General features: G+C 35.2%; 11 protein-coding genes. 4 read left to right on the top strand and 7 right to left on the bottom strand.

Going from position 1 to position 13,476, the window contains the following annotated elements:
* Window positions 1–48 precede the first annotated feature (48 nt).
* Both ettA and CLV62_RS00635 read left to right on the top strand, forming a co-directional pair.
* Window positions 49–1,734: an energy-dependent translational throttle protein EttA gene (ettA, locus tag CLV62_RS00640; protein WP_110308852.1), complete on the top strand. Its 1,686-nt coding sequence runs from the start codon at window positions 49–51 to the stop codon at window positions 1,732–1,734.
* A 211-nt stretch (window positions 1,735–1,945) separates the two neighbouring features.
* Complete coding sequence (locus CLV62_RS00635; RefSeq protein ID WP_245903945.1) at window positions 1,946–4,462, top strand: DUF5686 and carboxypeptidase-like regulatory domain-containing protein; 2,517 nt, start codon at window positions 1,946–1,948, stop codon at window positions 4,460–4,462.
* Window positions 4,463–4,557: 95 nt separating this feature from the next.
* Here CLV62_RS00635 and CLV62_RS00630 read toward each other — a convergent pair whose 3' ends face one another.
* From CLV62_RS00630 to glf, 5 genes are all read right to left on the bottom strand, one after another.
* Complete coding sequence (locus CLV62_RS00630; protein WP_170119978.1) at window positions 4,558–6,066, bottom strand: glycosyltransferase family 39 protein; 1,509 nt, start codon at window positions 6,064–6,066, stop codon at window positions 4,558–4,560.
* Between the two features lie 21 nt (window positions 6,067–6,087).
* Complete coding sequence (locus CLV62_RS00625; protein ID WP_170119977.1) at window positions 6,088–7,452, bottom strand: ArnT family glycosyltransferase; 1,365 nt, start codon at window positions 7,450–7,452, stop codon at window positions 6,088–6,090.
* 143 nt (window positions 7,453–7,595) lie between these two features.
* A complete protein-coding gene (locus tag CLV62_RS00620) occupies window positions 7,596–8,309 on the bottom strand; it encodes a glycosyltransferase family 2 protein (protein ID WP_110308848.1) in 714 nt (237 codons plus the stop codon).
* Window positions 8,306–8,722: a GtrA family protein gene (locus tag CLV62_RS22325; protein WP_110308847.1), complete on the bottom strand. Its 417-nt coding sequence runs from the start codon at window positions 8,720–8,722 to the stop codon at window positions 8,306–8,308. Before CLV62_RS22325 ends, CLV62_RS00620 begins: the two co-directional genes overlap by 4 nt.
* A complete protein-coding gene (gene glf / locus CLV62_RS00610) occupies window positions 8,719–9,834 on the bottom strand; it encodes a UDP-galactopyranose mutase (RefSeq protein WP_110308846.1) in 1,116 nt (371 codons plus the stop codon). The genes CLV62_RS22325 and glf overlap by 4 nt, the downstream gene beginning before the upstream one ends.
* Before the next feature lie 230 nt (window positions 9,835–10,064).
* Here glf and CLV62_RS00605 point away from each other — a divergent pair, with 230 nt between their 5' ends.
* Complete coding sequence (locus CLV62_RS00605) at window positions 10,065–10,874, top strand: threonine/serine exporter family protein (protein WP_110308845.1); 810 nt, start codon at window positions 10,065–10,067, stop codon at window positions 10,872–10,874.
* A gap of 4 nt (window positions 10,875–10,878) precedes the next feature.
* Window positions 10,879–11,403 carry a threonine/serine exporter family protein gene (locus tag CLV62_RS00600; protein ID WP_394337190.1) on the top strand — a complete coding sequence of 175 codons (525 nt, stop codon included), beginning with the start codon at window positions 10,879–10,881 and terminating at the stop codon, window positions 11,401–11,403.
* Window positions 11,404–11,416: 13 nt separating this feature from the next.
* Here the strand turns inward: CLV62_RS00600 and CLV62_RS00595 are convergent, their stop codons facing one another.
* A complete protein-coding gene (locus CLV62_RS00595) occupies window positions 11,417–11,929 on the bottom strand; it encodes a contractile injection system tape measure protein (protein WP_146212652.1) in 513 nt (170 codons plus the stop codon).
* 134 nt (window positions 11,930–12,063) lie between these two features.
* On the bottom strand, window positions 12,064–13,440 hold the full coding sequence (locus CLV62_RS00590; RefSeq protein WP_110308843.1) for a C1 family peptidase: 1,377 nt from the start codon (window positions 13,438–13,440) through the stop codon (window positions 12,064–12,066).
* Window positions 13,441–13,476: the final 36 nt, after the last annotated feature.

Raw genomic sequence — 13,476 nt, 5'->3', positions numbered from 1 at the left:
TACTAAAGAAATAAATAGCTCTGTGAGCTTAAATAAATATAAAAATATATGTCAGTAGAAGATAAAAAAATTATTTTTTCGATGATTGGTGTAAGCAAGACTTACCCTCCACAAAAACAAGTGTTGAAGAACATTTACCTGTCGTTTTATTATGGAGCAAAGATTGGTATTATCGGTCTGAACGGATCGGGTAAATCAAGTTTGCTGAAAATTATAGCAGGTATTGAAAAAGAATTTCAAGGCGAGATAGTTTCAGATAAGGCATTTAGTGTAGGTTATCTGGAACAAGATCCAAAATTAGATCCTACTAAAACCGTAAAAGAAATAGTTCAAGAGGGTGTTCAGCCGATTATTGACATTTTGGCGGAATATGAAGCAATCAATGAAAAATTTGGTCTGCCCGAATATTATGAAGATGCCGATAAGATGGACGGTTTATTTGCCCGTCAAGCAGAACTTCAAGATAAAATAGATGCTGCTGACGCTTGGAATCTGGATAATAAACTGGAGCGTGCAATGGATGCTTTACGTTGTCCTGATGAAGATCAGTTGACCGAAAATTTGTCAGGAGGAGAGAAGCGTCGTGTTGCTCTTTGCCGTCTTTTACTACAAGAACCCGATGTATTGCTACTTGATGAGCCTACTAACCACTTGGATGCTGAATCTATTGATTGGTTGGAGCAACATTTGCAACAATATAAAGGTACAGTAATCTGTATTACTCACGACCGTTACTTCTTGGATCACGTAGCAGGTTGGATTCTTGAACTTGACCGTGGTGAAGGTATTCCTTGGAAAGGGAATTATACTTCCTGGTTAGAGCAAAAGACCAAACGTATGGAGCAGGAAGAGAAACAAGTGAGCAAACGCCGCAAAACATTACAACATGAGTTGGAGTGGGTGAGAATGGCTCCTAAAGCTCGTCAGGCTAAAGGTAAAGCTCGTTTGAATTCGTATGAAAAATTGATGAATGAAGACCAAAAAGAGAGAGAAGAGAAATTAGAGATTTTTATACCTAATGGTCCTCGTTTGGGTAATAAAGTAATAGAAGCACATGGTGTATCTAAAGCTTATGGCGATAAACTGTTGTTTGATGATCTGAACTTCTCGCTTCCTCCCAATGGTATAGTGGGTATTATCGGACCCAATGGTGCGGGTAAAACAACTCTTTTCCGTTTGATTCAAGGATTGGAAACTGCCGACAAAGGAACATTCGAGGTAGGTGAAACTGTGAAGACTGCTTATGTTGATCAGGCTCACGAATCTATCGATCCTGCTAAAACTGTTTATCAGGTAGTATCTGATGGTTCTGATTTTATCAGAGTCGGAGGAAAAGAAATAAATTCGAGAGCTTACCTGTCCCGTTTCAATTTTGCAGGAGGAGATCAGGAAAAACTATGTGGAGTACTGTCGGGTGGTGAACGTAACCGTTTACATCTGGCTCTTACACTGAAAGCTGAAGCTAACGTTTTATTACTCGATGAGCCTACAAATGATATTGATATTAATACATTGCGTGCATTAGAAGAAGGTTTGGAAAATTTTGCGGGGTGTGCGGTAGTTATTTCTCACGACCGTTGGTTTTTAGACCGTATCTGTACACACATTCTGGCTTTCGAAGGCAATTCGGAAGTGTTTTATTTCGAAGGATCATATAGCGAATACGAAGATAATAAAAAGGCTCGTTTAGGTAATGTTGAACCTAAGCGTGTTCGTTATCGTAAACTAATGTAATCACTCATGAGAACTGTTTATTACTTTTTCTGTTATAATATCTATCAACACAATAAAAACAGGTGATCTGTTTATCGAAAAATCCGGATATTAAGAGAAGATTAGGGGCTTAATGCCCCTGTTTCCCTTTTTAGGATAGATTTTAGAAATAATGTAAAAGATTCGAATGAGGATATCCATCATATACAACTTAAGAATTCTCCGTTATAAGATGATAGTGCTTTTTGCCCTATTCTCTACCCTTACCATATACTCACAAACTACAACAGTGCAAGGAGTTGTTAGAGACTCCGTTACCAATGAACCTCTCGAATTTGCCACAGTACGTATTGATGGAACAACTCTGGGGAAATTGTCGGATGAAAACGGTAAATTTTCACTTAACAATAATACCGGAGGTAACATTCTGGTTGTTTCGATGATGGGATACGAATCCCGAAAAATAACTTTACCTGCCAATAAAGCCTCTCAACTTGATATTAAATTGAAAGCTGAAGGGGTGCAATTGAATGAAATCGTAATCAGACCCGGAAAAGAGAAATACTCAAAAAAGGATAATCCCGCAGTAGAACTAATCAAAAAGGTAATAGCGAATAAATATGATTACCTGATAACCAATCAGGATTATTATATGAATGACGAATATGATCGCCTCATGTTTGCATTTAACGAGTATGTGCCGGGAAAAGGGATATTGAAAAATCTCAAATTCGTTTCTAAGTATGCCGATACTTCTAAAATAGATAATAAACCGATATTGCCGTTTTCGATTCGTGAAACATTATCTAATGTTTATTACCGCAAAGATCCCAAAGGAACACGTAGGGTGGTGGTGGCTTATCAGAATGAAGGTCTGGATGAACAGATGAATACCGAGTCGATGGAGAGCGTTATTGCCGAAGTATTCAAAGATGTAACCATTACGGATAATAATATTAATATGCTGTTTCAGGACTTTGTAAGTCCATTGAGCAGCACATCATCTGTCAATTTCTACAAATGGTATATTATTGATACCGTAATGATAGATCAGAAGAAGTACGTAAATCTTGGATTTGTGCCTTTTAATACTCAGGATGTTGGTTTTATCGGGAATCTTTATGTTCAGCCCGAAGCTCCATATGCAGTTAAAAGAGTATCATTCAGAGTGCCACCAAAAATTAATGTGAATTACGTAGAAAATATGCTTATCACTCAGGAGTTTTATGAAAAGTCTCCTGATCTCTGGGTGCCTTTGCGATTTACAACAGCCATAGATATGTCTATGTATGGTGCTGCTAAATTTTATGTGGAAAAGGAAAGGACTTTTGAGAATTTCGTATTCAATCTTCCGGTTGATGCAGCTTTCGGAACATCATCGCCGGTAGTTTATTTATCAGATTATAAAAAGCATGATAAAAATTATTGGAATGCCAGCAGACCCAAGGTTGTAAATAAAGATTATCGCTTGGGTGAAATGATGGACGAATTCAGAGCTAACAAGTTTGTGGATATTACACTGAAAACAATAGATGTCCTGACAAGTCAATATCTGCCCACGAATAGCAATGAGGAGAAGAATAAGCTTGATTTGGGAACTACACTTACTTTCTACAGTTATAATCACCTCGAAGGAAACAGGTTCCGTTTGACAGCTTCTACAACTAAAAATCTGCATCCTCACTTTTTCCTGTATGGATACCTTGCATATGGAACAAAGGATGAGAAGTGGAAATATTATGGAGAGGCTACCTGGTCGTTCAATCAGAAGAAATATCATAAAGATGAATTTCCGAAACACAATATTTCTATTGCTCATAAATACGATGTAAACCCTTTAGGCCAGCGTTTCTTACAGGCAGAGCGTGATAATATACTTCTTTCTTTTAGAGCAAGACGGTATAATAACATGACTTACGATCGTATGACTGAAATTGACTATATACATGAGTATCATGGTGGGTTTTCATATAATATATATGGTAGAACTCATAACGAAGAAGCTGCCGGAGAACTCAAGTTTCAACGCAAAGATGAGAACGGTATGTTGGTTAACATGGGTAATCTGAAAACGACGGAAGCAGGAATAGATATAAGATATGCTCATGGAGAGAAATTCTTCCAGCAAAAACGCAGACGCCAAGCTTTACCTTCAAAAGGATATACAATTCAGTACTCTCATATCATGGGATTCAAGAATGTATTGGGAGGTCAGTTTAAGTATAATAAAAGTTCTCTTTCTTTTGATAAAGAACTCTGGATTGCTCCTTATGGGCGTCTGGGGATTACTGCAAAGGGTGAGAAAATATGGGGCTCTGTACCGTTCCCTCTTTTGTTATCGGCGAATGCCAATACTTCTATAACCATTCAGAGAGGATCGTTCTATATGCTTAGTCCCTTGGAGTTTCTGAATGATTCGCAAGTGACATGGGATGTCGATTACCGTATGGGTGGGTGGCTCTTTAACCGCATTCCTATCATTAAATTACTTAAACTGAGGGAAGTTGCCGGTTTTAGGGGTTTTTGGGGACATTTAACGGATGGTAATAACCCTGAATATAACAGAGATCTGCTTGTCTTCCCTAAAGAGGTCTTTTCGATGGGGAAAACTCCATATATGGAATATAGCGTAGGGGTTGAAAATATATTTCAATTTTTCAGAGTCGATTATGTTCGGCGTTTGAATTATTTGGATAATCCGGATGTCAAAAAATCAGGATTCCGGATAAGCTTTGAGTTTAGTTTTTAAATACAACTATATAAAAAAGAGAAAAGCAGTAATTTAATATTACTGCTTTTTCTTTTTATATGAAGATGAATTGAATCGTGAAGGCAAGCTATTTCTTAATTTTTGCGTTTGTAAAGGATGTGCTGATATGCAGGCCATTTAGCGTATGATGTATATTCTTTTACGACATCATATTCAGCCTCTATTACGGGGAGGTAGATATCCATATCGGTTTTTACATTGTTTATTGTTATATATCTCGAAATAGTTATATATAGAGGTGCTTTATCACTTTTCATTATCTCTATGTTTGTATCTATTATCTGCGGATATTGGCTATATGAGATATTGGGCAGATAAAAATATTTATTGGGGGGGATGGTATTTGTAAGAAAAAAATAACCCTCGTCCATTCCCAGATTTAATATACTTAATTCTTTTTCTCCTATATGTTCTTTCATATACTGAGAAAATTCAATTTGATAATTATAGCTATTTATATTCTTGATCATCTTTCTTTTTAATACCACATTAATACCTATAATTAGGAGTATGCTTATAATGAAATATTTTATGTGCACATTATTATAGCGCTTTTGGATAATGCTCGCTATAGTAACAATCCCTAATATTGAGAGAACAGACACCGACATGATATAATAGTCGTAATATGCACTTCTGAATATCGATAAATATAAAATTCCAAACATCGGGAAAAGAGAGAATCTAAATACTCTTTCTTTTATTACATTTCTGCTAAAAGTGAAATATGATATTCCTAATATTATGTAAGAAAGTGCTAGGGGGTGCGTCTTTAGTACCTCTATTGGTATATCTGAAAAAGCATTTAAATCAGAACCTATTGATGCATATATTGTATTGAATATAATATAAGATTCCCAAAAGTCAGATAAACTATCTACAGCAAAAAAATAGCATACAAAGGGTGCAATAACCAGAAGCACACCTAAAGTCGTTAATAGAAAATATCGTACTGCTAACTTGAAATTCTTATCAATAATGGTTTGGATTATAATTGCCAGTAATGGAATAAACCAGAAAATAATAATATTGATTTTAATAAGGGCAACACATCCGATTAGAATACCTTGTATGAAAATATATCTTAAGTTCCGAGGGTTATTCTTGTCTATAAAATGCTTGAAGAGCAAATAAAGTCCAATTGTCTGAAATAATAAGATAAACTCTTCGGCACTTCCTCCCCGAAGATTTGTAGCAAAATAAATAATACTGAAAGAAAGGCTTGCGATATAGGCATATTGTTTTGATAAAAAAAGACCGCTTAACTTATACATAAAATAGAGAATAGTAGTAAAAGCTATACACTGTAATATATAAATACCCCAAAAACTGTCATTGGAGATAATATATCCTATTCCGTAGATTATATATAATAGTGGACCCTTATGGTCAAATAGATCTTTATAAGGAATGCATCCATTCATCCATCCTTTGCCCATGGTAAAGTATGCGTTGACATCCTCCCAATCATTAAATACATAAATCGGAGACGATTTAGTTCCGAGTAATAAGGTAATGAAGGAGAAGAGAAGAAAGGATATTAGTATATACTTCTCTTTTTTTATTGCTGGTATAATATTCATAGAATATCTCATGTAAACAATTTAGTCTATTCTTTTATAAAGGATATATTGTAATGCTGGCCATTTGCCGTAATCAGTGTAAACTTTTGCTACCTCATATCTTAGATTGATGATTTCTTTGTAACGCGAACCGTATCCCGCTGACGATTTTGTCATGTCTACATATCTGTAATCAGTAATATATAAAGGTGCTTTATCACTTTTTAGCAGTTTAATATTTGAGTCGATAATTTTCGGATATACTTCATATTTAATTGCAGGCATATAAAAATATTTGCTTACCGGAAATGAATTAGTTAGAAGATAATATCCTTCATCTAATGTTATGGTTAATAGTTCAGGTTCTTTTCCTTTAGAATTTTCTTTCATATAATTTACGAACTCAATTTGATGATTATATGAGTTTCGTTGTTTAATGAAATTTCGTTTTAGGAATAAGTTTATAAGAATTACACCTACTAATATAATCAATATGTGAGTATAATTCTGTTTGTATTGTTTTTTTTCAATAATAGAGAGTAAAGCAATTAATCCTAATACAGATATGATACATATGCCAATAATATAGTAGGCGTAATAAGTATTTTTAAATATAATATAGTAGGTAGCTATAAACATTAAAGGGATACTACTTTTCAAGATATTACTTCGTATCTTATCTGTAAAGGTAAAATATACAACACCACCTATTATTATTGACATTATAATAGGATTTGTAGTAAATTCATCCTTTACTATAATGAAAAAAGGATCAATTTTAGTACCCACTGAGGAGTATATAAAATTAAATATGATGTATGATTCCCAAAAATCACCTAAGGCTCCTACAAAATAAAAATAAGCAATAAAAGGGAGTGTAATTATCAGTATTCCTGAAATTATAGCTAGAATATATTGTAACGCTAATCTTATGTTCCGGGTCCGATATTTTTCTATGATGATTGCCAGTAATGGAAAAAACCACAAAATAATGATGTTAAATTTAATTAGGGCGACACAGCCTATCAGAATACCTTGAATAAATAAATAAAATAGATTCCTTGGGTTATTATCATCAGTGAAGTGTTTGAGAATAAGATATAAACCTATCGATGTAAATAGTAAATTAAATTCATCGGCACTAGCACCTAAGCTACCTGTAGAAAAGAAAATAATGCTGAATAATAGAGCTGCTATATAAGCATAATGGATATTGACGAATAAAGATGCTGACTTATATATGAAAAACAAAATAAAAGAAAAAGAAATACTTTGTAATATATAAATGCCTAAATAACTGTCATTAGATATAAGATATCCTATTCCAAAAATGACATATAGTAATGGACCTTTATGGTCAAATAAATCTTTATAGGGAATATACCCATTTAGCCAGCCTTTCCCCATAATAAAATAAACATTAGGGTCTGAACCTTCGTTAAAAAAATACAGAGGGGACGATTTAGTCCCGAAAAACATTATTATGAAGGAGAATAAAAAAAAAGATAAAAGTAGATACCTATCTGGCTTGATTGTTTGCATAAATAATATCAGATAGACTTTTTTAATATTTTGTTAATCTCAATAAACTCTTTTACGGCTTGAAGTCCAATCTTACATATTCGTTTGAAGTTTATAGAATTAACTCCTCCCTGGCGAGGTTTAAATGTAATAGGTAGCCAAAGAAAATTTTCTTTTTTCTTTTTGGCTATAACTGAAATGAGGACATTTGATAAAAAGAAATCTTTGGGTATAAGCTTTAGATACTCAATAAGGTGTTCTCTCTTCATTAGTCGGAAAGGAGTGTTTGCATCTCTTAAATCAAGACCAAATGTAAATCTTATAACAATTCGGAGTACACGTGTTACCAATATTCTGGATGATCCGTCTTCTCTGGCATTACGAACTCCGATACCAATATCAAAATGATCGCGTTGCTCCCAGAATTGCCAAAATTCAGCCGGCTCGGTTTGTCCATCAGAATCAGTTTGGAAAATATAATCGGCTTCGTTCTCTATCGCATAATTGTAAAGAGCAAGGCAAGTTCCTCCATGTCCTGAGTTTTTCTTCGTCTTACCTATTAATTGAGGATATTTCGATTCTAAATCTTTTAACTTGGCATAAGTACTGTCCTTGCTTCCATCGTCAAAAATCACAAGTTTGCTATCTATACCTATTTGTTCTACAATCGGATGCCATTGTTTGATTACAGCTTCGATATTTTCTTCTTCATTATAAGCCGGCAGGACGATATATAGTTTCATGCATTTTTAGTTTTAAAGGTGATTGTTTTATTAAGTATAAATTGAACCAGAGCAACAATGATTATTGTCAGTAATTTAGATGTAACTTTATTAAGGTTTACAATATCAACCAATAAATATAGAAAGCAGAAACTTAAAGTCAATCCCAAAAGCCCGATTCCATAGAATTTTATAAATCTTACTGCTGTTTTATCTTTTATTTTGAAATTGAATTGCCTATTAAGTATAAAACTGCAAATTATTCCACAATGAACACTTATGACGTTTGCTATTAGATAATTAAAAGAAATATAATTAGTGAGAAAAAGATAAATAATAAAATCTAATCCAGCTGATATAACTCCAATTATGCCATATATAATTAGAGAGCGGCATTTTAGAAATAGGTCTTTCAATGTGTCTGCTGATATCATTTCTGATTATTTAGCCAGTTGTTAATTTTGTCGAGAGTTGCTGCAATCACATTATCCATATTATAATAGCGGTATTCGGCGAGCCTGCCAATAAATAAGAATTTGCCGGAAGCTTCTAATTGTGCTACTTCCTGCATGTATTTAAGTCTTTTCTCGTTGTTTTCTTTGGTTGGAACAGTATAGAAAGCATGACCTTGAGCCAGTGGATATTCATAGCAGATAGTCGTTTTATCCGAAACTTCGCCTGTTAATTGTTTAAATTCGGTGGTGCGTGTCCAATCATAGTCATTTGGGTAATTTACAACAGGAGCAGGTTGGAACTGCTTGGTATCATAAGTTTTCAGTTCGATACGTACCGAACGATACTCCAATTCTCCAAACTTATAATCGAAGAAGCGGTCTAATTCGCCCGTATAAATTGTTAATTTCGACTCTATTTCATCTTTTTTACTGAAATAATCGCATCCGAGTAAAATCTGAATATTAGGATGATCCAACATATTGCTCATCATCTTTGTATAGCCATCTTTGGGTATTCCCTGATACATATCGGTGAAGTACCTGCTATCGTTGTTAGTTCTGATAGGTATGCGAAAAGCTAGTTCCGGCGATAAGTTCTCAGGATCAGTGTTCCACTGTTTTTTTGTGTAATTTTCAAAAAACAGAGAGTATAATTTTTCACCCACTTGCGATACTATAGCATCTCTAAAGGAAAGATGAGGGGTGTTGAATTTCGATTTTTTAACTTCTTCTTTTAAAAACCCCTCAATTTCATTACATGAGAGTTCTAAGCCAAATATCTTATTTATGGTAATTCTGTTTATCGGAAATTCGATAAAATTACCTTCCGCATAACTGAGGACACTATGTTGAAAGAGGTTGAATTCGCTAAACCGGGTGACAAAATCCCAGACCCTTTTTTCTTTGGTATGGAAAATATGAGGACCATATTTATGTATTGTAATATTATTAGAATCTTTATAGTCGAAACACTGTCCACCTATATTACGTTCTTTTTCAACAACAAGTACCTTAAATCCATTTTCGGCAAGAATATGAGCCGACGTTGCACCGGCTAATCCACTTCCTATGATAACAATATCGTATAACATCTTAGCAGGATAAAAAATTAAAAAGCAAAGATATTGATTTAGTTTAACAGTTGAATTATATTATATGCTAAAGTTATTGGATAAAACATGTTTTAAATGTTAAAATTATGATTGAGGTTACATAATCAGATAATTTAAATTGAATCTTAAGTCTGCTAAACTTTAATTTTCTTATAGATGAGAGCACTCTTTTTAATATCTTTGCAAGGATTTTTAAAGTATGTTTTGATATGTCAAATCCTAAATATGATTGTGCAATAGTAGGAAATATTCCGGTGAAACGTTTTGCTGATTTAATTCTTGATATCGGAACTTTTCTACTTGCTTCGGGAGCTCATAGCGGGCGTGTAAAGAGCAATATTACACGTATGGCTGTTACATGGGGATTTGATGTGAACCTACAACCCACATTTAAAGGTTTATTGGTAACGGTGAAAAGCCACTGTCGGGAAGACGATACTATAACCATGTTCAAAGAATCGCCTACTCATGTGGTACATTTAGAGGTGTTGACAAGGGTTAGCCATCTTTCGTGGAAGGTATACGAAGAGAATCTGTCGATTGAAGAGACAGAGAATGAATTTGACAAGATAAAGAATATGCCTCATTATAATCCATGGATTGTATCTGTAGCAGTAGGATTCTCTTGTGCCGGATTGTGTTTCTTTGCTTTTGGCGATATATTTAATGCTTTGGTGGCTATGTGCGGTGCCTTTATGGGATCGCTCTTCAGATATAAAATTGCAGCTTTAAAATACAATCAGATGATTTCGATAAGTATTGCTGCTTTTATTACTACAATGATAACGGGTGGGGGAACTGTTTTTGGAATAGGCAGCTATCCCGAGGCTGCAATGGCAACGGCGGTGCTTTATCTCATACCGGGTGTGCCGCTTATTAACAGTGTAATCGATCTGATTGAGGGTTACTTGTCTTCGGCGGTAAACAGGGCTCTATTCGCCGGATTTATATTGTTATGTATTGCAGCAGGTATGACTCTAAGCATTACTCTGTTGGGTATTGAAAATTTTAAGCTTTAGAAAAATGATAGATACGGATATACTATTGTCTATCGCCCGCGATTTTGCAATAGCATTTATCGTTGGCGTTTGTTGGGGGGTACTTTTCGGTACACCTAAAAAAGTACTTATTGTTGCCGGATTATTGGGTGGATTGGGGCACTGTCTGCGTTTTATCCTTTTAGAACTAGATTTTGGACTTATTATGGCTACCCTTACAGGATCGGTTGCTATTGGCTTTATCGGTATTGTTGCTGCTCATCGGGTCGATAATCCTCCCGTTGTATTTACAATGCCTGCTTGTATTACTATGATTCCCGGAATGTATGCTTATAAAACGATGCTTGCCGGAATAAAAATTACCGACTTGAGTGTTGTGGATGATAACCCGACAATTCTTATCACCATGGCGCATAATCTGACGCTTACCATGTCACTATTATTTACTCTGGCAATAGGTATTTGCATTGCAGCGCTTTTATTCAGGCAGACAAGTGTAAAGGAGATCGAATTTGCGAAGAAGATAGAGCGAATGACCCATTTCAAATAGACAAAAACAAACCCTATCTCCACTTTACTATAACAGGCTTCTTCATCCAAGGCATTTTGACCATCCTGAAATTCCATGGAATACTGTCCATAAGTATATCGTATGCTTTTTCTTCCACTGTAAGATAGAACGCATCCTCTTTTTCTTCTAGCTTGCCGTTCCTCCTTAAAAAAGTTTCGCGTAATGCCATGATAGATGAGTGTTGCAGTTTCCGCCAATTTTGTAATACTCCGTTCAGCATCGATGATACAGTCTCTTTTTCCTGCGTGCTCAGTTCCACCTTCTGAGGTATCGGATCACTGATTTCCATTCCCACAAAAAGTTTATTTATTGCGAGTTCCAACTCGTCGGCTTCTTCCCTTTCCCAAACAGCATAGTGCAGGATGAATATGGCTTTTATACGGGCATTCTTATCTTTAAAGTCACCGTTCTCTATAAGTGATAGCATTGAAAAAAGACGGGGCAAGTAAGGATACAGTATAACTATACCCGCATTATTAGCATCAATTAAGTTATTCTTTTCCATAATGTCGTTTTTATAATTAGCTGCCGAATCATGGTAAATATAACATAAAATACACAGAGATAATACAAAATCCATAATTTATACACCTTGCCCCAACTCTCTCCATCAGGGAGGGAGTAGCTTTTTTGATCTGTTTAATTCATATAATCCCACATAGGTAATTGAATTGGTTTTTGATTCAAACTTTCAATAGCTTTTGTATCCAGATATTTGCGGTGAATAACCAGACGGAACATATATTCGTTAAACCAATTGTCGGTAAATGTCAGATAACCATTGTTTCCGGCTGTTGTTCCCCAACTGTTTTCGAATTCCCATTTAGTTGGCTTGTCGTTATTATCGGTATCGCATCCGATGAGAAGCATGGCATGGCTCGATCCACTCTGGCGAGTTAGTATGCGTGCTTTTTTATCCATATTGATTTTTACTCCAAACAACGACTCATAATCATACATATCAGGATCCATAATACCCGTTGCTCTGTTGTGTTGCTTGCCTACATCGCACGAGGCATACAATGCTTCATTATTTTTAATAGAAGATAAAGCGGCTTTCTTTATATCCTCATTCGGAAGATTAAGATATACCCAGTTGATTCCTTCAATTGTATTCCGATAGTTTTTAATCTCGTATATTTTATAATATTCGCGGGTAGGATCGTTCATTATCATAATATAATTTTCGGGGCTATAATCGGAAGGAGTTATTTCATTGTAAAACTCTTTAGGAGTATATTTTTTTTCTTCGATTTTGCCCGCTTTGGTTTTGTATCTCCATGTAAATTGTGTGGGAGGTTCACCCAAACACAGAGCCAGCATACGATATACATCTTTCAGGATAGCTTGTTTTTCGGTTCTGAGGTCTTTATCTTTTTTTCCGCTTGAAGCCAATTCTCTGAGATCATATCCGCCCATGCGCAATTTTTCGTTGATAAGTCCGATCATCTGACCTGTACTGTTCGAGTGGGCTGTTTCGGGCATAACGGCATCAGGTACTACACCGTATTTAAGTGCGGCATTGTAGTATAGATTCCAAACCCCTCCGTCACTGACCGGCGATTTAAAGAATGTGACTACTTCTCTGTCGTCAATAGGATTTGATGCGGTTGCTATTATATTTTCGAGATATAGATTTGCCTTTTCGAATATATCCCAGAAATACAGGTAATTGTGAGAGAAATCGAAGTTGTCTATATTATACTTGGCCATGATTGACGGACGAAGTACATTCATCGAAGTAAACATCCAGCAACGTCCTGAGCTTTTCTGATTCGTAATACCTTTCACCTCAACCCGGTATTTGAATAGGTGATCTATTCCTGTTTGCAGATCGTGATTCAGGGCGTTGTCTTTGATATTGCTCTGTACGGTAAGAATATTCTGAATGGCTGTAGTAGGAGCGTCTTTTTTGAAACTGCCTCTTATATCCTGCAAATCTTTCTCTGTTACTGATTGGGAAAATACAGAGACAGAAGCTAGAAGCATCGAGCAGGTTAATAACTTACTTTTCATAATTATATATTTATTTATTAGATTTACAAGACTTGA

Origin of the sequence: Indolivaga alginatilytica (genome assembly GCF_003201355.1) — a bacterium.
Lineage (GTDB): Bacteria > Bacteroidota > Bacteroidia > Bacteroidales > Dysgonomonadaceae > Dysgonomonas_A > Dysgonomonas_A alginatilytica.
This window is presented reverse-complemented; position numbering and strand designations above follow the sequence as displayed.